The sequence below is a fragment of the Streptomyces chryseus genome (assembly GCF_014650755.1).
Classification (GTDB): domain Bacteria; phylum Actinomycetota; class Actinomycetes; order Streptomycetales; family Streptomycetaceae; genus Streptomyces; species Streptomyces chryseus.
Map to the genome: position 1 here is coordinate 181,815 of NZ_BMVO01000001.1, position 17,833 is coordinate 199,647.

Annotated in this window: 27 protein-coding genes; 2 read left to right on the forward strand and 25 right to left on the reverse strand. The window is 74.4% G+C overall.

Annotation, left to right across the window (positions count from 1 at the left end; translation table 11 throughout):
- Positions 1-99: 99 nt before the first annotated feature.
- The 23 genes from IE185_RS00870 to IE185_RS00980 form a co-directional block, all read right to left on the reverse strand.
- Entirely contained in the window at positions 100-501 is a 402-nt protein-coding gene (locus tag IE185_RS00870; RefSeq protein WP_189714395.1) for a hypothetical protein, read from the reverse strand.
- Positions 502-650: 149 nt separating this feature from the next.
- The gene (locus IE185_RS00875; protein ID WP_189714397.1) at positions 651-1,097 is read right to left on the reverse strand and encodes a hypothetical protein; all 447 of its coding nucleotides are present in this window, start codon (positions 1,095-1,097) and stop codon (positions 651-653) included.
- A gap of 66 nt (positions 1,098-1,163) precedes the next feature.
- Positions 1,164-1,583, reverse strand: a complete 420-nt coding sequence (locus IE185_RS00880) for a hypothetical protein (RefSeq protein WP_189714399.1) — start codon at positions 1,581-1,583, stop codon at positions 1,164-1,166.
- Entirely contained in the window at positions 1,580-1,957 is a 378-nt protein-coding gene (locus IE185_RS00885; protein ID WP_189714401.1) for a hypothetical protein, read from the reverse strand. The genes IE185_RS00880 and IE185_RS00885 overlap by 4 nt, the downstream gene beginning before the upstream one ends.
- A gap of 121 nt (positions 1,958-2,078) precedes the next feature.
- A complete protein-coding gene (locus IE185_RS00890; protein WP_229843295.1) occupies positions 2,079-2,273 on the reverse strand; it encodes a helix-turn-helix domain-containing protein in 195 nt (64 codons plus the stop codon).
- Positions 2,274-2,443: 170 nt separating this feature from the next.
- A complete protein-coding gene (locus IE185_RS00895) occupies positions 2,444-2,698 on the reverse strand; it encodes a hypothetical protein (protein WP_138899394.1) in 255 nt (84 codons plus the stop codon).
- 24 nt (positions 2,699-2,722) lie between these two features.
- Positions 2,723-3,133, reverse strand: coding sequence for a RapZ C-terminal domain-containing protein (locus IE185_RS00900; protein WP_138899395.1), 411 nt, complete (start codon positions 3,131-3,133; stop codon positions 2,723-2,725).
- Between the two features lie 25 nt (positions 3,134-3,158).
- Positions 3,159-3,737, reverse strand: coding sequence for a hypothetical protein (locus IE185_RS33595; RefSeq protein WP_189714403.1), 579 nt, complete (start codon positions 3,735-3,737; stop codon positions 3,159-3,161).
- An 85-nt stretch (positions 3,738-3,822) separates the two neighbouring features.
- Positions 3,823-4,194, reverse strand: a complete 372-nt coding sequence (locus tag IE185_RS00910; protein WP_189714405.1) for a hypothetical protein — start codon at positions 4,192-4,194, stop codon at positions 3,823-3,825.
- Between the two features lie 86 nt (positions 4,195-4,280).
- Entirely contained in the window at positions 4,281-6,365 is a 2,085-nt protein-coding gene (locus tag IE185_RS00915) for a hypothetical protein (RefSeq protein ID WP_138898972.1), read from the reverse strand.
- 100 nt (positions 6,366-6,465) lie between these two features.
- On the reverse strand, positions 6,466-6,882 hold the full coding sequence (locus tag IE185_RS00920; RefSeq protein ID WP_138898973.1) for a hypothetical protein: 417 nt from the start codon (positions 6,880-6,882) through the stop codon (positions 6,466-6,468).
- A 14-nt stretch (positions 6,883-6,896) separates the two neighbouring features.
- Positions 6,897-8,978, reverse strand: a complete 2,082-nt coding sequence (locus tag IE185_RS00925; RefSeq protein WP_189714407.1) for a hypothetical protein — start codon at positions 8,976-8,978, stop codon at positions 6,897-6,899.
- A 122-nt stretch (positions 8,979-9,100) separates the two neighbouring features.
- Positions 9,101-9,313 carry a hypothetical protein gene (locus tag IE185_RS00930; protein ID WP_229843297.1) on the reverse strand — a complete coding sequence of 71 codons (213 nt, stop codon included), beginning with the start codon at positions 9,311-9,313 and terminating at the stop codon, positions 9,101-9,103.
- Complete coding sequence (locus IE185_RS00935; RefSeq protein WP_138898441.1) at positions 9,313-9,804, reverse strand: hypothetical protein; 492 nt, start codon at positions 9,802-9,804, stop codon at positions 9,313-9,315. The genes IE185_RS00930 and IE185_RS00935 overlap by 1 nt, the downstream gene beginning before the upstream one ends.
- 234 nt (positions 9,805-10,038) lie before the next feature.
- Entirely contained in the window at positions 10,039-11,196 is a 1,158-nt protein-coding gene (locus IE185_RS00940) for a DUF2637 domain-containing protein (protein ID WP_138898442.1), read from the reverse strand.
- A gap of 60 nt (positions 11,197-11,256) precedes the next feature.
- Positions 11,257-11,778, reverse strand: coding sequence for an efflux RND transporter periplasmic adaptor subunit (locus IE185_RS00945; RefSeq protein ID WP_229843299.1), 522 nt, complete (start codon positions 11,776-11,778; stop codon positions 11,257-11,259).
- A gap of 25 nt (positions 11,779-11,803) precedes the next feature.
- The gene (locus IE185_RS00950; protein WP_138898440.1) at positions 11,804-12,082 is read right to left on the reverse strand and encodes a hypothetical protein; all 279 of its coding nucleotides are present in this window, start codon (positions 12,080-12,082) and stop codon (positions 11,804-11,806) included.
- Entirely contained in the window at positions 12,079-12,399 is a 321-nt protein-coding gene (locus IE185_RS00955; RefSeq protein ID WP_138898439.1) for a hypothetical protein, read from the reverse strand. The genes IE185_RS00950 and IE185_RS00955 overlap by 4 nt, the downstream gene beginning before the upstream one ends.
- Positions 12,400-12,479: 80 nt before the next feature.
- Complete coding sequence (locus IE185_RS00960) at positions 12,480-13,139, reverse strand: hypothetical protein (RefSeq protein WP_138898438.1); 660 nt, start codon at positions 13,137-13,139, stop codon at positions 12,480-12,482.
- A 56-nt stretch (positions 13,140-13,195) separates the two neighbouring features.
- Positions 13,196-13,462 carry a hypothetical protein gene (locus IE185_RS00965; protein ID WP_170198399.1) on the reverse strand — a complete coding sequence of 89 codons (267 nt, stop codon included), beginning with the start codon at positions 13,460-13,462 and terminating at the stop codon, positions 13,196-13,198.
- Positions 13,459-13,695 carry a hypothetical protein gene (locus IE185_RS00970; RefSeq protein WP_189714413.1) on the reverse strand — a complete coding sequence of 79 codons (237 nt, stop codon included), beginning with the start codon at positions 13,693-13,695 and terminating at the stop codon, positions 13,459-13,461. Before IE185_RS00970 ends, IE185_RS00965 begins: the two co-directional genes overlap by 4 nt.
- A gap of 128 nt (positions 13,696-13,823) precedes the next feature.
- Complete coding sequence (locus IE185_RS00975; protein WP_138895807.1) at positions 13,824-14,009, reverse strand: hypothetical protein; 186 nt, start codon at positions 14,007-14,009, stop codon at positions 13,824-13,826.
- Positions 14,009-14,491 carry a hypothetical protein gene (locus IE185_RS00980; protein ID WP_138895806.1) on the reverse strand — a complete coding sequence of 161 codons (483 nt, stop codon included), beginning with the start codon at positions 14,489-14,491 and terminating at the stop codon, positions 14,009-14,011. The genes IE185_RS00975 and IE185_RS00980 overlap by 1 nt, the downstream gene beginning before the upstream one ends.
- A 571-nt stretch (positions 14,492-15,062) precedes the next feature.
- Between IE185_RS00980 and IE185_RS00985 the strand changes: the two genes are divergently transcribed.
- Both IE185_RS00985 and IE185_RS00990 read left to right on the forward strand, forming a co-directional pair.
- Positions 15,063-15,866, forward strand: a complete 804-nt coding sequence (locus tag IE185_RS00985) for a GntR family transcriptional regulator (protein WP_229843300.1) — start codon at positions 15,063-15,065, stop codon at positions 15,864-15,866.
- Positions 15,867-15,910: 44 nt separating this feature from the next.
- Complete coding sequence (locus IE185_RS00990; protein ID WP_138895804.1) at positions 15,911-16,465, forward strand: UTRA domain-containing protein; 555 nt, start codon at positions 15,911-15,913, stop codon at positions 16,463-16,465.
- An 84-nt stretch (positions 16,466-16,549) separates the two neighbouring features.
- Here the strand turns inward: IE185_RS00990 and IE185_RS00995 are convergent, their stop codons facing one another.
- Positions 16,550-17,041, reverse strand: coding sequence for a hypothetical protein (locus IE185_RS00995; RefSeq protein WP_138895803.1), 492 nt, complete (start codon positions 17,039-17,041; stop codon positions 16,550-16,552).
- A complete protein-coding gene (locus IE185_RS01000) occupies positions 17,038-17,817 on the reverse strand; it encodes a hypothetical protein (protein WP_138895802.1) in 780 nt (259 codons plus the stop codon). The genes IE185_RS00995 and IE185_RS01000 overlap by 4 nt, the downstream gene beginning before the upstream one ends.
- Between the last annotated feature and the right edge of the window lie 16 nt (positions 17,818-17,833).

Here is a 17,833-nt window from a genome sequence, read left to right on the forward strand (position 1 = left end):
TGGACCTGCACCGCCATGAGGTTGGCGCCTGCTGGAGCGGGGGCGGCGAGGGTGGGGCGCGGTGCGTTGACAGACGGCCGGTCCTTGCCGGACGGCGGGTCAGAACATCCCGGTGCCTGCCAGCAGGGCGAGGAGCGGGTCACTGCCCGGGGGGAGGTCGGCGACCTTCTGCGCGCTCTCGGCGGCATCCACGGCCCGGCGGAGCGAAGCAACTGCGGCGAGATACCCGGGCTCCCGCCGCTCGATGGCCCGGGCCAGGGTGAGCGAGAGTTCCCGGTGCATCACGGCGGCCGGGGCGTCGACTTCCTCCAGCAGGGCGCGCACGGCGGTGACGAGGTTGCCGTCCTGGGCGGCCTTCACCGCGTCGGGCCCGTCGGCGACGACGGCGGCGAGGAGGTCGCCGGCCGTGGCCGCCAGACTCCGGCCGCGCCGGTCGGCGAGGGCCTGCAGCTGGTCGTAGACGGCCGGGGGGACACGGGTGGTGAGGACGCGAGAGGGCATCGGGGGCCTTTCCCGGAGTGGGGGCGCGTTCCTGGTGGGGTGTATCGGCCGCGACCGGGTCTCAGCAGCGGCGGAACGTAGCGCTGCACCCGGGGTTGGGGATGCCGATGTGTTGCTGTTCTGCATGACTTTGCAAGGGTTTCCGCTGGTCATGGCGCTGCCGGGGGCGGTCTGCTGCTCCCTGGGGCTACGTCCTGGGCGGGTGGTATCGGGTCGCCCAGGGCCGTGACCAGCGACGGAGCCCCACACCCTGACCTGGGCGGGAGGACGTGGCCCCGGCGGTCAGGGTTCGTCAGGCTTCTGTCAGGGCTGCCAGGACGTCGCCGGCGGACGGGCTCCAGGGGCGGGAGCGAGGCGAGGGCGTCCACCAGGTGCTCGGGGGCATCCCCGGTCCGCTCCCAGAGGGCGGCGCCGACCGTGGCCCAGTGGTGGACCGTGGCGGGGGTGGTGCCCATGATCCGGGCGGCGCGGCTGTAGGTGGTGGTTCCGGCCGCGACGAGGAGGGCGACTGCGCGGGCACGCTCCAGCCAGGCGGCGGCGACGTAGCGGAGGCGGGTCTCCTCGTCGGCATCGGCAGGGGGAGGTTCGGCGAGCACGGGCGGTGTCCTTCCCGGGAGGGGCCGGGCAGCGACCGAGGGGGCCCGCTGCCCGTACGGCGAGGGTCAGCGGGGGGTGACGCGCTTGCGGTCGAACTCCTCTGCAAGGCGGGCGAGGTGCGCGGCGGCCTCCTCGATGGCGGCCGCGCTGATCCAGCCGAAGGCGGCGAAGGGCGCCGGGGCCGGGATGCCCGGGACGGTGGTGCGGTGGTCCTCCCACGCGGTGATCCTGGCCTGTTCCGCTGTCTGCTGGACCCACTGCCACCGGAAGGTGGAGCGCCAGGTGAACGGCACGTCCAGGACGGCCGCGGCTGCCTCTGCGCTCCGGATCTCCCGGTTGCGGGCGCTGGGCTGCCGAGCCCAGCAGGATGGGCACAGCCAGCAGGGCCGGAAGTGGAGGTCATCGCGCGCGCCGGGCCGGTCCAGGCCGCACAGCCAGCACAGGTGGACGGCCGGGACGGGGCGGGGCTTGGGCGTGGGCTTCATGGTCGCGTCTGCTCCTGGTCGAGGTAGGCGAGGGCGGCCGTCCAGTTGGGGACGGCCGTGGTGGTGAGGGCGTAGCGGCCTAGGGAGGGCTCGGCGATGGCGCCGGCCGTGACAGCGGCGGCGAGGATGCGGGCGACGGTCTGGGGCCGGGCGCCGCATGAGTGGGCCAGACGGGACGTCAGCTGCTTCTCGGTGGCCGAGGGTTCCGGTATCCGGCCGTTCGCGTCGGCGAGGCCGGAGGCGACGTACAGCACGACGAGGAACCGGGAGCGCCGGAGCCGTACGGGTATCTCCCGGCACCACGGGCCGGTGAGGAGAGCGCGCCAGGTGTCGATGACGGCCCCGGCGACGGGGAGCTGCTGGAGGGCAGGCATGGGCGTCCTAGAAGAGTGAAGGAGGCCCCCGGCCCAAAACCAGCGGGGCGACACGGCACGCGGCCGGCCTGGTGGTGCAGCACCCTCGGCCCAAAACCAGCAGGGTGTGGTGGAGCGGTAGTCAGCCGACCGTGACCGGGTTCCGGTGTCCGCGGTCCACTTCGGAGCGATGCACACGGATGCTCCGCCCTGCGGGGCCGAGGCGCTTCACCCGCATATCCGGGTCGGTGCGGACCCACCGGCGGACGGTGTCGATGTGCACCTGGAGCAGAGTGGCGAACTGCCGGGTGGTCAGCCATTCGTCGGGGTCGTCCATGGGGAACTCCTTTCGTGGCGTTTCGTGATGCGAGGCGGCACAGTGTGACACGGCGCCCCGCATCAGGCATTTGCGCGCGTGCTTTCGCCCCTGGAACGCAAAAAGGCCCCCGGCTGCGCCCTCGTGATGAGGGGCGGCCGGGGGCCTGGTGGTCGTCGTACGGGGTCGGGTCATGCCTTGGCGGGGGGCTCGCGGAAGTCGGTGAGGGAGCCACACCGGGTGCTCCCCCGGCCGGCCTTCGCGGTGTACGGGGTCAGGCCCTGCCCCTCCCACATGGCGCGGGCGGTCTGGACGTGGGCGGGGCAGACGTACGCGGTCGCGTCGAGGCTCCCGTGGGCGAGGCCGTCGCGGGGGCTGTACGCCTCGATCGCCGAGGTGACGGTGCCGGTGCAGTGGTGGGACATCGTGGTGAAGCGGACGGCCATGGCCGTGATCCTTCCGTGTGCGGGTCAACTGGTCCGGCGGGCGAGCACGGGCAGGTCGATGTGCAGGTGGGTCAAGGTCGGGTCGAGGTCGGCGAGCGCGGCCGCGATGGTGGCGGCCACGACGACCGAGCGGTGCCGGCCTCCGACGCATCCCGCCGCGATGCGCAGCGACCCGGCGGACGGCCCGCTGAGGAACGCCCTCGCGGCCTGGACGGTGGCGGCGATCAAAGCCGGGATCCCGGGGGTGCTCAGCACCGTGTCGATGACCTCGGGGTCCCGACCGGTCATCTCCCGCATGGCGGGCTGCACGTGGGGGTCCCGGAAGTGCTGGCGGAGGTCGAGGGTCAGGTGCGCAGGCGGGGCGTGCTCGCCGTTTTGGTGGTCGTAGCCAAAGGACACGACGGTGAGGACGGGGGTCTGGTCGGTGCTGGTCATCTGCTGCTCCTCGTCGGCGGGCGGGTCAGCCCTGGTGGAAGGTCGTGGTCTGCGTGGCGCGGCTGAACCAGCCGGTGGAGCTGACGTTGTTCGTGACGTTGGTCGTGTACGTCGGTGCGGCGGGCGCGCTCGAGGACGCGGTGCCCGACGTCGGGCGGGACAGGGCGCCGGCGAACCGCAGGCCGAGGAACCCGGCGACGGCGGTCCCGAGGAGGACGGCGGCGCCCACGGCGAGGTCTGCGGCGGCGGCGAGGGACGCGGGTCCAGCCATGGAGAGGGCGCCTCCGATCGAGAGGGACAGAGCGCAGATGGAGGTGACGACGATGATCGCGCCGCGCTCCAGGCCGGACAGGGGCCTGCGGGCGGCGGCCGCGACGGGGGCGGCGGGAACCAGGACCGGCGGCGCGGCCGGGACCAGCGCGGTTACCCACTCGCCGGACTCCAGCCGGACGAGGGCGCGGCGCGGGTCGGCGGCCGGCGCGGGGAGGACGAGCGCCTGGTGCTCGGCGCCGTACGGCTGCGGCTGGTAGACGAGCGGGGCGGAGGCGGCCGGGTCGGCGTAGGTCGGGGCGGGCGCGGTGTGGTGGGCGGGGCGCTGGTGCATGCTGATCGTGCTCCTCACGGGGCTCCAGTTGGGCGGGGGACGGCGGTGCTTGCCGGGCCCCGTCGCATGTCCGGGGTCGGGTCGGTCAGGTCCAGGGGGCGGCGTCGTAGCAGGCGCGGGTGTGGGCGCGGAACTCGTCGGCCGGGGCGTCGGCGTCGGGGACGGTGATCCCGGCCGGGGCGAGGTACGGGTGTGCGCGGTCGAACGCGGCGAGCATCTGGGCGGCCTCGTCGGCGTGGCCCAGAGCGTGGGCGCCGGGCTTGATGAGGGCGATCCGGTCCGCCTGGACGGAGCGGCGCAGGAGGTAGTCCCGCTGGTACTCCTCGTCCACCGGGTCCCCGGCGAAGGTCTGCGCGAGGAGCTGACTGGAGACGGTGAGCAGCTCGGCGGACTCCTGGAGGAGGTCCGGGGCGTGCCGGTAGAGGTGGGCGGGGTCGAGGCCGGGGAGGTCGGTCACGGGGTTGCTCCTGGTCGTGTGGGTCGAGCCCGGGCGAGGGCGGGCCCGTGGTGCCGGGCCCGCCCTCGGTGGGGTGCTGCGGTTGGTCAGTTCAGCGGGGCGTACACCCCGTGTTCGGGGTTGGAGATCAGCCCCTCCTCGACCGCCGCCGACAGGGCGTTGCGGACGGTCCCCGCGGCGATGTCGGGCAGGGCCTCGCGGATCTCCTTCGCGGTCATCTCGCCCGTGAGGACGGCCAGGATCCGGTCCTTCGCCGTGACCCGCTTCGGCTTCGCCGCTGCCTGCTGCGCGGCGGCCGTCTCGGCCTCGGTCACCGGGGCCGTCCAATCGCCGTACAGGTCCAGCGCGTCCAGCGCCTCGACCTCGCGGGCGGTGAGGGTGAAGACGCCGCCGCCCTCGGGGAACAGGTCGTCCAGGTTGTGGCCGGTGCCGTCCTTCGGCAGGTGCGCGTACAGGATCCGCATCATGCGCGGGGCGCTGCCGGTGAGGACGTGGCCCATGCCGGCGGTGGAGGCGCCGTGCGGAACCTCGGTGATGCCCTCCATGCGGTCCTCGATCGAGAGGCCGCCGCCGATGGCGATCGGGATGTCGGCCAGCTCCACGCCCTCGGGGAGCATGCCCTCCGTGGCCTGCCGGCCGGAGATCCCCGAGACGGTCCGCAGGACCACCCCGGTACCGGAACGCGTCTGCTCGCGCAGGGAGCGGTCCCCGCCGATCCGGGACAGGTCCAGGGTCTGCCCGCCGAACTTCACGGCCATGCCGTACTTGCGGCCGCGCTCGGCGATGGCCACGGAGTTGGCGGCGATCTCCTGGCCCTCGTCGCTGTCGTCGCACAGCCCGTTGAACTCGTCCAGGTCGAGGACGAGCAGCGGGTACGGGCTGGCCGCCGAGAAGTCGTGTCCGACCTCGGCGTTGATCTCGCCGCGGATCGTCATCAGCGCGACGGCGGCGCGGGTGGCCCGTGCGGCGTAGGTCCGGCCCGAGCCCTGGCGGTCGATGTACTTTCCGGCGGCGGCCAGCTGCGCGTCCGGGTCGAGGGAGGCCAGCCAGGACACTCCGCCCGCGTTGGCGACGGCCGCCAGCCCGAGGACGAACGCCACCGTCTTGCCGGAGCCGGTGACGCCGACGACGTACCCGTGGAGCGCGCCCAGCTTGGGGTCCCACAGGCGGGCGTAGACGTCGGTGCCGTCGTGGGCGGTCCCGATCACCCAGTACCCGTCAGCGTCCGGCGTGAGGAGTTCGCGGGTGGCCGCCCGGGTGCTGGTGAGCGGCGAGGTCTCGTAGAGCGTCACGAGGGCTTTCGAGCCGCCGTCTGTCTCGGCGATCAGCCGCAGCTCGGCGGCCTTGACGCCGAACGCGCTGCACAGCTGCGCGTGGTTGATCGTGGCGACCTGCCCAGACGGGACCTCGGCGAGGATCATCACGCGGCCTGGGTGCTCCACGACCTTCGTGACCCGGCTCCCGGGGATCGCTCCGTCGTGGCCGCCGACCCGCTCGCGCCAGTGGTCCTCGAAGGTCTGCCCGCCGCTGCGGTCGCTCGGGGTGATCGTCAGCCGCTTGCGGCCGGGGCCGCTCCCGAGCATGTCCTCCAGGCCGTGGACGGCGCTGGTGGGGACGTCGAAGACGGCGGCGACGGCGTCCAGGTCGAGGCGCGGGACGGGGAGGCCGGCCGGGGCGACGACCACGGCGGTGAAGTCCTTCCCGGTGGGGTGCAGCCGCTCGACGTCGGTCAGGCGGGTCTGCTGCGCGGCCTGCGACGCCGCCCACTTCGCGGCCGTCTGCTCCGCGAACCCGGAGGGGGCGGCTGGCGCCAGCGCGGTGCTGCTCGGCGTCCAGGAGGCGCGGGTGACGGGCAGCCACACGGCCATGAGCGCGCCCCACGCGACGGGGGCGGCGTACTCCCACCACCGGGCGCCATCGGCCGTCACGGCGGCCGCGTAGGCGGCGGCGCCGGTCAGCACGGGCAGGCCCCGCTGTGCGGCGACCAGGGCCGTGCGGAAGTCGGAGCGCGTGGCCCGGCGGTACAGCCACCAGGCGCAGCCGCCGCCGAGGACGGCCACGCTGGCGTTCACCCCGCCGTCGTCCAGCTGTGGGAGGGCGGCGAGGCACGCGGCACCTACCCCGTAGGCGGTCCGCTCGATCTTCGCCTGGAGGGGGAGGCGGCTCATCATCAGGTCTCTCCTCGGGGGTGCTGTGCGGGACGGTGGGGGAAGGGAGCGGGGCCGTACCCGGTCGGTCGGGTACGGCCCCGCGGTCAGGGGTGAGGGTCGGTCAGGTCGCGCGGTAGAACCCGGGCTTGGCCTGGATGACGGGCGAGGAGGTCGAGGCGGCGTTGATGCCGCCGTACTCCGTCCGGTGCTGCGTGACGACGTTCCCGGCGGCGGTGCCCATGGAGTCGGTGACGGAGGCGATGCGGGCGCCTCCGCCGGCCACCCGGCCGAACGCGCTGCTGACGTCCGCGATGCGGCCCGTGTGGCTGGCGGCCACCCCGGCCGCCCCGCACAGGTCCATCAGGGCCGAGGCCGCGCGGGCGTTGCGGCTCATGCGGTTCTGGAGCAGCTTCGCGTGCTCCTGGAGGGCGTCGGCGGCGGCCTGGAGCTGGCGCAGCTTGGCGGCCACCCCCGTGAAGCTGTTCGCGGCGCCCTCGCTGTTGGCGGGGAGGCGTCCGGCGGGGACGAGTGCAGTCATGGGTGATCGGCCTCTCAGCTGTTGTGGATGCGGGCGGACGGGGTGAGCAGACCGGCGTCCGTGGTCGCCTTCTGCACGGGCCGGTAGTGGCGGGCCATCAGGACCTCCTCGGCCTCCGCGGCCTCGGCGGCGGTCAGCGCGTCTTTCGCCGTCTGCTCGGAGGTCTCGATGAGCTGGCGGACGGTCTCCATCAGGGTCTGCATCGCCCTGGTGGTCTTGGGGCCCTTCACGTTGTGGTTCTGCGCGAGGTCGTTGGTCATGCCCTCCAGCAGGGACAGGAGGCGGCGGGCCTGGCGGGTGAGGCCGTCGGCGTCGTCGTGTGCGCCCATCCCCTCGTCCACGAGGTTGGACAGGGCGCCCAGGGCGCGGTCCAGGTTGATTTCCGTGGCGTGCTGCGAGGGCACGCCTCCGGGCCCGGCGGCGGGGACGGTGGCAGGTGCGGAGCCCATGGCGAACGGCCCTTTCGGCTTGGTGGTGGAGGGGCGGCGGCCGGCGGGCCGCTGCGGTGCGCGGGGCAGTCCCGGGCGGGCAGGGCCGACGGCCCCGGCGGGCGGGCGGGGCCGGGGCGGCTGCGGCCGGTTCGACCTCGCCGGGCCGTCCTGCTCGACCGTGTAGACGACCTCGGGTTCGTCGTTCAGCGGCGTGTCCCACGGCGAGGACCGCGCGCCCCACGCCCAGCCGCCCGGCGGCGGGCCGGGCGGAGGAGGCGGCGTGGGCCCCGGGCCGGGGGGCGGCGGGTTCTGCGCCCCCCGGTGAGCCTGCCGCCGCTTCTTCCACCGGCCGTGGAGGCCGCCGACCGTGCTCCGGACCGTCGTCCAGGTCCAGACCGTGGTCCGCGTCCAGAACGTCCGTGTCCGTCCCGTGGACTGCCCGCCCTGCCCGTTCGGGTTGGTCCCGGCCGTGCCGCCCTGCGGTGGCGTCGTCGTGCTGCTCGTCCCGCCAGGCGGCGTGCTGGAGTTGTTGGGGCCGGGCGGCCGCGTCGGCTTCGGGGGCTTGGGCGTCTGCGCTGACGTCGGCTTCGTCCACTTATCCCGGATCGTCTTGCGGATCCGGCCCGGCAACGTCGTCTTGCCCGTGCTGCCCTTCCCGGCCGGGGTGGTGCCCGTGCCGGTGCCGGAGCCGCCGCCCGAGGATCCCTTGCCCGAGCCTCCCCCGGAGGTGCTGCCGCCGCCCTTGCCGGACGTCCCTCCCGCGCCCGGCCCGGTCCCGCCGGACCCCTTGCCGGATCCGCCGGAGCCTGCCCCGGTCTTGCCTCCGGTGCCGGCCTTCCCCGAGCCGCCCGCCGGGGAGCCGCCCGAACCCGCCTTGCCCGAGGCGGCCTTGCCTCCGGCGCCTGACGTGCCGGCGCCGCCGGTACCGGCGCCCTTGGGGGAGGACCCTCCTGCGCTCTTCCCGGCCGGACCGGGGCCGGTCTTGCCGGTGGCGGCGGGGGCGGTGCCCGAAGGCCCCTTCCCCGGCCCGGTCTTGGTTCCGACGCCCTTCGGCCCGCTGACGCCGCCGGAGGCGTTGTGCGTCCCCGTGCCGGGCTTTGCCGAACCCTTCGACCCGGAGGGGCCCGAACTGCCTCCCGTCCCGCCGGAACCGCGCCCCGTGGCCTTCTTGCCGTACTCGTGGGCGGTCGGTACGGCGGCCTTCGCGCGGATGGTGTCGATGGCCCCCTCGTTCTTCGCGGCCTCGGCGTTGGCCTTCGCCGCCATCAGCTCCAGTTCCCGCTGGTGCGCCTTCGCCTCCGCGCGGCGGGGGCCAGACTCCTGGAGCCAGGTCTGCACCCCGGCGAAGGCCGCCATGGCGATGGCGAGGATGGCGGCCATGCTGAGTGCCCCCGGCCTCGGGGGCCCTGCGCCGTCGCCGCCGTCCTCGCCGGGGTCGGCGCTCTCGGAGCGGAAGGTGGCCGGCACCAGGTCCGGGGGCGGCGGCGGCATCGGGGCGGCGGGTGCGTCGAAGGGCGAGACTCGAACAGGGACGGGGTCGGTCGGCGCCGCCGGGGCGGCCGGCGCGGGGGCCGGGGGCGCCGGGGTGGATGCCGCCGCCGGGGGCGCCATGACCCCGGAGCGGCTGAACGGCAGGACGTTTCCGGGGCCTTCGGTGTCAGCCACCGTGCCCTCCTCTCTGGTCACTGCCAGTGAGGGGAGACGGGCCCGCTCGCACGCGTACGTAGTACGCGTGGATGGGGCCCGTCAAGTGACCCTCTCGGCCGTGATGATGATGACGATGACGGTTACGTGCAGTGCTCGTCGTAGAAGCGGTCGAGGGTGGCGGAGAGGGCGTTCCATACGGACGGGTCGCCGGTCCTCTTCGCCTGCTGGAGCGCCCGGATCTTGATGAAGTCGAGCCAGACCCGGCCGAACGCCTCCGGCCCTTCCTGATGGGCGCGTTCGAATTTCTCCGTCCACATGGACGACGCCTTGGGCGTGAGCCCCTTGATCGGCATCACGCCCCCCGCTGGTTCTTGAAGTAGTCGCCGAGGACCTTCGGGGCGCCGGCCGACTCCTCGTCGGACTGGGCGGGGGCGAGGCGCTCCACGGCCCGCGCGGTGGCGGTGTTCAGCGCGGCGGCCGCGGCGCCCTTCCGCTCGGCCTTCCGCAGCGCCTTGTCCTGGCGGGCCTGCGCGACCGTCGCCGGGTCGGTGGTCTCGTACGCGGTGACGGTCCCGCCGATCGAGGCGGCGGCCTCCCGCATCGCCTTCGCCGCCTTCCGCAGGGGCTTGACCCGCTTGCGGGCCCGCATGGTGGCCGACCACGGCATGTCGCCGTCCACGGCCCGGCCTTTCAGGTCCGACTCGATGGCGTCGGCCAGGGCCTCGTATGTCTGGGCGTCGGTGAGGAGGCCGGCCCGGTGCTGGGCCTGCCACATCTCGCGGCGCAGGTGGTCCGCGGCCAGGGCCTGGACGCCCTGCGTGACGCGGGTCGCGATGTCGCTCACGGGGTGCTCCTTCACGGTGCTGGGCTGGAGGGGTGCGGGTCTGGAGGTCCCACAGCCGCACCGGCCGGGAGGGCCGGGGCGGCAGCAGCAGCGCCAGACGTGCCGAGGGCGGCCCGGGGTGGGCCGCCCTCGTCGTGCGGTGTGGTGTCCGGCTGGTCGGCCGGCGCGGTACGGTCAGCGGCAGACCCGCCCCCGCTTCGTTCGGGGGCGGGTCGTCTGCGTGCTGGCGGCGGGTCAGGCGGCGGTGGCCTCCTCGGCCTCGTCCTCCTCCTGGTGCTCCCCGGCGGCCTCCCGGCGCACCTTGGACACCCAGCCGATGGACCACCCGGTCTTGTCCGCGAGGTCCCGGACGCTGGCGCCCGGGGTGTTCACTACGAGCGCCCGGGCGTCGTCCTCGCCGAGTCGGTCATCGTTCACGGGGGTGTTCACCGGCGCCTGCTTGCGGGTGTTCACGGGCGCCTTTGCCGGGGTGCTCACGGCGTCCGTCTTGCGGGTGTTCACGGCGGCGCCGTCGGTGTTCACGGTCCGGCGTTCACGGCGTTCACGGGCCAGCTGCTCCGCCCGTTCACGGGCCTCCCGCTCCTGCTGCTCGCGGGCCTGCTGTTCGGCCTGCTGCCGTACGCGTTCCTGCTGTTCACGAAGCTGGCGCTCCTGGTGTTCACGGGCCTCGCGCTCCAGCCGCTCCTGGCGTTCACGCTCCGCCTCGCGGTCGGCCCGTTCAACCTCCTCGCGGCGGCGGCGCTCCTCGCCTTCGCGCTGCTCACGGACCATCTGCGCGTCGTGGTCGCGCTGCTCCTTGTCCAGCCGCGCGGCGTGTTCCCGGGCCTCGCGCTCGCGGCGCTCCTCCCGGTCCTGCGCCTGTTCACGCTCCTCGCGCTCGCGCTGTTCACGCTCGCGCTGGTCGCGTTCACGGGCCTCGCGCTGGCGCTGTTCATGAACACGCGCCCGCTCCCTCTCCTCGTGCTGTTCACGGTCGATCCGATCGCAGGCCCGGGTGATCGCCCGGCGGTACGCGAGGGCGGCCTCCGCCGTGGTGATCAGGAGCAGCGGGGCGACCGCGTGAACAGCTACGCCGACGTGGTCCCCCTTCAAGGCGCTGTCCCCGATGTTCAGGGCCAGGGTCATGCAGCCGGTGAGCCAGCGCAGGATGCCCGGCCACCGGCCGCCGTGTTCACCGAGCGTGGACACCGCGGCGTCCAGGCGGATCACGATCACGACGGCCGCGTCCACGACGATCGGGAGGATGGGCGCCGTCCAGTCCCAGGTGTCCGAGGTGACGCGCTGAACGAGCGGCGTCACCGTGAGGACGCTGAACAGGACCGCGCCGAACGTGATCGTCCAGGTTCCGCCGGACAGCGTGCGGTCGATCGATTTGAGCTGCGCGGCCGACAGCGTCGCGAGCTTCTTCACGGGTACCTCCGTGGTGCTGTGGGGCGTGTGGGGGGGCGGCGGTCAGGTGCTGCTGAGTGCCAGCGGCTGGACGCGCCACACGACCTCGGCGGCCGGCGGGAGCGCGGCACCCGGAGCGTGGGCGGTCCATCCGTCGCGGGGCGCCCCCTCCGCCTCGGCGGCGGCCTCCGCGCCCTCGACGGTGGTGTGGACGCTGTGGAACCGGCCCCGGTGGAACAGGACATAGACGCGGCCCGCGTCGTGCTTGCGGGCGGTGCGGAGCAGCATCCGTAGCGCCACCCGGTCCTCCGCGTCCAGGAGGACCTGCTTGCGGGCCTCGTCCACCTCGGCGCGGGCCGTCTCCACCTCGGCCCGGGCCGCGTCGCGCTCGGCGGTCACCTGCCGGAGCACGGCGTGCATGCCGACCTCGAGGACGCGTAGCGCCTCCTGCGCGTCGGTGCGGGTCTTGGCGAGGTCGGTCAGCGCCCGTTCCCGTGAGTCGTGGGCCTGGTCGCGGTCGGTGCGGGCCTGGTCGAGGTCGGCGCGGTCGGCGAGCAGGGCGGCGTGCGTGCTGCTGCGGATCATGCGGAACATCGGGTGTCCTCTCGGGTCAGGTGCTGAACAGGGAGAGCTGCGCGGCGGCCAGGGCGGCCGCGTTGGCGGTGGTGCGGGCGTGGGTCCCGGCGTTGGCGCGGACCCGGGCACAGTCGGGGCAGACGGCGACGAGGCCGGAGGCGTCCAGGTGGACGGCCTCGACCAGGCGCAGCGTCACGTCCTTCGGGGCGAGCACGGCGGCCTGCTCCCAGCAGTCGACGGTGTTGCAGAGGCGGCCGTCCCGGCGGGTGACCTTCCGGAACCACGGGTGGCCGTTGCGGACCGGGGAGGTCAACGGCCGGCCTTCGCGGCCGCGGCCTCGCAGTAGGCCCGGCGGCGCCGGGACCGGAGGCAGAACGGGCAGGAGCCGCGCCGGTCCGAGCCGGTGCGGTACTGGTCGGCCCTGTCGGCCCGGGCGTAGCCGACGGCCAGGGCGGCGGCGAGGAACAGTTCCCCGGCGGCCGCGAAGGGGTGGCCGGCCACCAGGTCCCAGACGGCGGCGACGGTGACCGCGACCAGCCAGCCGGGCCAGGTCACCACCGCGTAGGCGATGGAGGCGGCGACGGCGGCCGTACGGCGGGCGCGGTGGGCGAGGCGGGTACGGGTCTGCACGGTGTCTCCCTCGATCGGGTCCGGCGGGCCGCCGTGCTGGCGGCCCGCCGGAGGATGCGGTGCGGGACGAGGTGGGCGGGTCAGTCCTGCGGGTCGCCGGTCAGGGCGGCGACCTCGCGCAGGTGCTTGCGCTGGTCGGTGACGGTCTCGGTGACCTCTCGGACCAGCGGGGTACCGCGGTACGACTGGTAGTCCTCGACGTCGCCGATGACCCACTGGGCGGCGGGGATTCCGGCCTCCGCGTACGCGCCGGAGGGGTACAGGCGGGAGTGGAGGAAGCGGCGGTGGACCTGGGCGATGTCCGGGGCGTACTCGTCCCAGACCTTCGCGGCCTTCGCCGTGGCCTCCTGCGCGGCGACCAGCCGGGACACGGCCGCCTTCCACATCGTGGACGGCGTGGTCTCCAGGTCGTTCCACAGCCGGTTCATGGCGTCGCGGGCCTCGGCGTAGGCGGTCCAGGCGGGGGCGGCGTCCTTCGCGGCGGCCTTGAGCTGGTGGACGTAGGCGGCGTCCATCCAGGCCCGGCGGGCCGTCCGGAACTCGACGTCCAGGAGCTCGCGGGCCTCGGTGCTGAGGGTGTTGTCGTCCCACACGGTGCGCGGCATCTGCGGCTCCTCCTCGGCGCCGCTGAACGGCTTGAAGGTGAAGCGCAGCTCGCCGTACTCGGCCGGGGCGACGGCCTGGAAGTGCGGGTGGTGGTAGGCGGCGAGTTCCTGCACGTGGGCGGTGAGGTCGGTCATCGGGTGCTCCCTGGTCGGGTAGGGGCCCGGCGGGTGCGCCGGGCCCCGAGGGCGGGTCAGTTCAGGTGTGCGCGGAGGCGGCGGAGGCCCGCGCCGAACGCGTCGAGGCGGTCCAAGAGCGCGTCCAGGCCGGGGCCGTCCAGCTCGGCGTCCAGCCCGGAGGACCAGACCGAGACGACGGGCGGGGCGCCCGGGGCGCCGAGGTCGCGGAACCACTCGGCGGTCAGGCCGCCCTCCCCCACCGGCAGCAGCGCCGGGCCGGGGAGGATCGCGGCCAAGAAGCCGTAGGAGGTGCCGGTGCCGTACACCGTGGCGGCCGTCAACGGCTGGCCCGGATCCGGCGCAGCGCCTCGTCCGCGGACGGGTCGGCGGGGTAGGCGACGGCGGCGGGGCGGGGCCGGGCCGGCGTGGGCCCGAAGGACGGCCGGTTGCAGCGGCACGCCCAGTACTCGCACAGCGGGCAGACGTCGTTGGGGCGGGCCGCGGCCGGCGCCGGGGCGGGGGCGGGGGCGGGGGCGGTAAGGGGAAAGACGAGGATGTTGGTACGGTCGCTCACGTGCTGGTCCTCTCGGTCGGGTGATGTCGTCGAGGGGGCTGTGCGCGTGCGTAGGACGGCCTGTCCGGGTCAAGGCGTTGGTAGCGCCTCCGGACGGGCCGTCCTTTTGCACGGTGGGGCTTGGAGGGTCAGGGGGCCGGGCAGTGCCGGGGGCACCGGCACGGCGGCCACCGGGATTCGATCTCCGGGACCACGTCCCGGTCGGGGTCCACCTGGACCGGCGGCCCGTACGTGGCGCCGCCGTCCCGGCTGACCCGGATCACCAGCACCGGGCGCTGCTCCTGGCCGCCGTTGGCGGCGCGGTCGGCGGCCATCAGGCGGCGACCAGCACGGCGCCGTGCTCGGCGGCGAGCGGGGCCACCGGAGCGGGCAGGACCGCCGGGGCGAGGTCGGTCACGCGGAGGGACGCGGCGCAGGTCCGCATGGGGACGTCGCCGAGGCCGAGCCGCTGGTACGTCGCCCGGATCGACTCCAGGTCCGGCGTCTGGCGGGAGGAGGCAACCCGCTCGACCAGCCACCGGCCGCCGTACAGCCCGGCCGGGAGGCGGTCCAGGGTCTTGCGGGTCTTGCGCTTCGCGCGGTCCGCGGCGCGCCCGGCGTCGGCGGCCTCGGCGTACCCGGCGGCCGCCGCCTCGATCACCTCGGCGGCCGGCATCTCGTCGGCGGTGAAGACGTCCGCCGGTTCAGCCACGACGGCCGGGGCGGTGGAGCGGACCAGGGCGGCCGGGGCGACGACCGAACGGACGGCATCGGACACGGTGCGGAACAGGCGGGCGGCGGTGCGGCGAACGGTCATGTGAGCCTCCGTGCTGTGCGGGTTGCGCTGTACGTGCTGCGTGCGGTTGCGCGGAGGCCCCGGGGCGTTGGTAGCGCCATCGGGGCCGGTGTTGCGGGTGCTGCGTGCCCCGTACCGGAATCGAACCGGCCGTGACCTGCGCGGATTGGACGCGTCAGGACCCGCATCCCTGCGGGGCTCCACCCCGTTCCGCCGGGACGCCGACGGCTGTAGGTGGGGTGTACCTCCCGGGTCGACAAGGCCGGGCCGCTCGCCCCGCTCTGTCCCGGGACCCTTCACCGCCCGGCCCCGAGAGGCGGCGGTGCGTGGCGACCACAAACCCTGAAATCCCAGCACTTATAGGGATCTTCCGGCCTTCACTCAACTAGTTGAGTGGTGGTCACGGGTTGATTAACCCACCTCTCGCGCCCCCTGTCAACCCAACTAGTTGAGTGTGTCGAGCGGCCCGGGGTGAACTGGGATTTCGCGCCGCAAAACACCGATTGACGGCCCCAACTTTCGATGCTCAACTAGCTATGCGATGCTGTCCCGGACAGGGACCACCACAGCGACGAACGAGAGGCGGACGGCCGTGGCCAAGAAAGAACCGGGCAAAGTCGAGACGATCGCGGCCGAACTGCGCGGGAAGATCGAGCGCAGCGCCCCTGGCTTCGGACCGGGCGACAAGCTGCCTTCGGTGGCGGATCTCCAGGCGGCCCACGGGATCGCTTTCCAGACCGCGAGGGACGTTTTCCGCGCGCTGGAACGGGACGGCCTGGCCTTCACCCAGCAGGGCCGGGGCAGCTTCGTCTCCCCGTTCATCGGGAAGCTGACCCGTGACGGGGTCGGCCGGTACCAGCCCGCCGCCCGCGCCGAGGGCGGCGCCCGTGGTGCGTTCGAGGCCGAGCTGAACAGGCTCGGCCTGGTCTACAAGCCGGTGGCAACCGACATCGGCCGGGCCCGGCCGCCGAAGGACGTCGCCGCCGCGTTCGGCCTGCACCACTCCGCGAAGGCGGTCTACCGGTCCCGCGCGATGCGGGCCGGCCGGGACGCGTCCCCCTCTGACGAGGGGTTCGTCGTCCAGCTCGCCACCAGCTGGTTCCCGCTCGAAATCGCGGCGGACACGCGGCTGGAGAAGCAGGACACCGGCCCCGGCGGTAGTAAGTCCCGTCTGGCCGACCTCGGGTTCACACAGCGGCGCATTCGGGAGTCGATCGAGGCCCGGTTCCCGACGCCGGAGGAGGCCGAGGCTCTGAGCATCCCGGACGACCGCCAGGTGTACGAGCTGGTGCACCAGGCGTCGACCGAGGACGGTCGTGTCGTGGAGGTCGCGGTGCACGTCATGCCCGTGACGATCTGGCGTTTCTCGTACACGTGGGAGCTGGACGCCGAATAGCGTCCGTCCCAGACATCACCCATCACCAGCAAGGAGCACGCAGCATGCCCAGCAACACCATCGGCGAAAACGGGACCATCACCCGCGACGCCCGGAGCCGGTACCGCCAGCGCGCGGAGGGTGGCGCCCACGGTGCCTTCGAGGCCGAGACCAAGCGGGCCGGCGGCACCCCTCGCGCGGACGTCGAGGTGACGCGGGGCGCGGCTCCGGCCGACGTCGCCGCCGTCCTCGGTGACGGTGCGGACACCGTGATCCGCAGCCGTCGCATGTATGACGGGGAGCGCCTGGTGCAGCTCTGTGACACGTACATCCCGGCCTTCGTGGCCGAGGCCGCGCCGGCCGTCGCGCAGCTCGACACGGGCGCGGGCGGGATCATCTCCCGCATGGCGGACGCGGGCCTGGCTCAGACGGAGGTCGTGGAGGACGTGACGCAGGTCCCGGCCACCGCCAAGCAGGCGGAGGCCCTCGGGGTCGAGGAGGGGGAGCTGCTGCTCACCATCACGCACACCGGCACCACGGAGGACGGCCGCGTGGTCGAGGTCTCCCGGCACACCCTCGGCCGGGGCTGGACGCTCCGGTACGGCGTCCCGCTCGCCTGACCCTCCCGGGGCGCCGACCCCGGACAGCACAGCGCCCCCCGTCCCAGGCCAGGGACGGGGGGCGCTGTCGTGCGCCTTCGGTACTCACCACTCCTGATACGGCGGCAGGTTCCGCACCGCCCGGTCCTCGACGTCCCGCAGCGCGTCCGCCGTGTCCTCACCCCGGGCGATCCGCCCCACCAGCGCCGCAACCCCCGCCAACGGGTTGTAGAGCAGCGCCTCCACGGCATCGTCGGCGGGCAACGGGTCCGGGAACGAGCACAGGTTGAGCGAGCCCAAAGGCCGGCCCCCAAGCGCGGCCCGCACCTGACCGGCCGCCACGGCCATGAACCCGTTGGACTGGAACACGACCCGACGCATCAGGTCGACGTCCGGCAGCCCAGAGTCCGGGCGCGGCCCCCGCGGCCCCTGGTGGAGCGGGAAGGCGTACCGGTACTGGAGGATCGCGGCGGCCGCCGCCAGCTCGGCGGCCCGGCCCCCGTCCGCGGCGTGGTCGGCGGCGAGCGCCTGGACCTCCCGCAGCACGGCCGCGCTCTCCATGTCCAGGTACCGGGCCCGCAGGTCGCTCGTCGTCATCGCTGCGCCCCCGTCTCCTGCTGACCAGCGAGGGCCGCCAGGGCGGCCGCCCGGTACGCGGTGACGTGCCCGCACGGCCACGGGTCCCACCGGTGGGACGCCGGGGCCGGGGACACCTCCGCCCTGTACTCGCCGCCGCCCGTGACGCGCTCCTCCGCCGCGGCCCGGTGCTCCGGGCATACGTAGATCACGCCGTGCAGCGTCCCGAGGCGGCCGGGCCCGGGCGTCGTCGCCTCCACATGCATCGAGGCGCCCGCCGTGCACTCCCACCCGGTGTGTCCGTCGCTGGAGGCGGTGCCGGGGTTCGCCCGGAGTTCCTCGGCGTACCGCGCGGCCTCGGGCCGCACGACCGGCGCAGGGGCGGAGGCCGGCGGCGCCGTGCCGGTGCACATCGCAGCCCCGTCGCAGTCGTCCACGCAGTTGTCGCCGCCGTCCTCCTCAGCGTCCAGGGCAGGCCGGACGGTCGCGCGGAGGCACCCGCGCACCAGGGAGTCAGGGCCGGCCTTCCACCCTGCGTACAGGTGCAGGACGCCGTCCGCGTCGGTCCGGGCGTCCACCTCGGCGTCGAGGTGCGCCGCCCACCGGCGCACGGCCTCCTGCTGCTCGGCGCCGCTGTAGCTCAGACCGTCCGCGTCGCCGGTCAGGGCCCCGCTGGTGGCCAGCGTCCAGACCAGGGGCGGGAGGTCGGCACGGCGGCCAGCGGCGAGGAGGTCGCCGAGGAATGCGTGCGCGCGGGCCTGCCAGCGGTGCAGGTCGACGGTTCGGGTCTCGTTCACGTGATGCTCCTTCGTT

Excerpts from the sequence above, each read along its gene's own strand:
- IE185_RS00870 (WP_189714395.1), bottom strand. The coding sequence starts at position 501 with ATGCCCTCTCGCGTCCTCACCACCCGTGTCCCCCCGGCCGTCTACGAC.
- IE185_RS00880 (WP_189714399.1), bottom strand. The coding sequence starts at position 1,583 with ATGAAGCCCACGCCCAAGCCCCGCCCCGTCCCGGCCGTCCACCTGTGC.
- IE185_RS00885 (WP_189714401.1), bottom strand. The coding sequence starts at position 1,957 with ATGCCTGCCCTCCAGCAGCTCCCCGTCGCCGGGGCCGTCATCGACACC.
- IE185_RS00890 (WP_229843295.1), bottom strand. The coding sequence starts at position 2,273 with ATGGACGACCCCGACGAATGGCTGACCACCCGGCAGTTCGCCACTCTG.
- IE185_RS00895 (WP_138899394.1), bottom strand. The coding sequence starts at position 2,698 with ATGGCCGTCCGCTTCACCACGATGTCCCACCACTGCACCGGCACCGTC.
- IE185_RS00900 (WP_138899395.1), bottom strand. The coding sequence starts at position 3,133 with ATGACCAGCACCGACCAGACCCCCGTCCTCACCGTCGTGTCCTTTGGC.
- IE185_RS33595 (WP_189714403.1), bottom strand. The coding sequence starts at position 3,737 with ATGCACCAGCGCCCCGCCCACCACACCGCGCCCGCCCCGACCTACGCC.
- IE185_RS00915 (WP_138898972.1), bottom strand. The coding sequence starts at position 6,365 with ATGATGAGCCGCCTCCCCCTCCAGGCGAAGATCGAGCGGACCGCCTAC.
- IE185_RS00920 (WP_138898973.1), bottom strand. The coding sequence starts at position 6,882 with ATGACTGCACTCGTCCCCGCCGGACGCCTCCCCGCCAACAGCGAGGGC.
- IE185_RS00930 (WP_229843297.1), bottom strand. The coding sequence starts at position 9,313 with ATGCCGATCAAGGGGCTCACGCCCAAGGCGTCGTCCATGTGGACGGAG.
- IE185_RS00945 (WP_229843299.1), bottom strand. The coding sequence starts at position 11,778 with ATGATCCGCAGCAGCACGCACGCCGCCCTGCTCGCCGACCGCGCCGAC.
- IE185_RS00960 (WP_138898438.1), bottom strand. The coding sequence starts at position 13,139 with ATGACCGACCTCACCGCCCACGTGCAGGAACTCGCCGCCTACCACCAC.
- IE185_RS00975 (WP_138895807.1), bottom strand. The coding sequence starts at position 14,009 with ATGGCCGCCGACCGCGCCGCCAACGGCGGCCAGGAGCAGCGCCCGGTG.
- IE185_RS00980 (WP_138895806.1), bottom strand. The coding sequence starts at position 14,491 with ATGACCGTTCGCCGCACCGCCGCCCGCCTGTTCCGCACCGTGTCCGAT.
- IE185_RS00990 (WP_138895804.1), top strand. The coding sequence starts at position 15,911 with ATGCCCAGCAACACCATCGGCGAAAACGGGACCATCACCCGCGACGCC.
- IE185_RS00995 (WP_138895803.1), bottom strand. The coding sequence starts at position 17,041 with ATGACGACGAGCGACCTGCGGGCCCGGTACCTGGACATGGAGAGCGCG.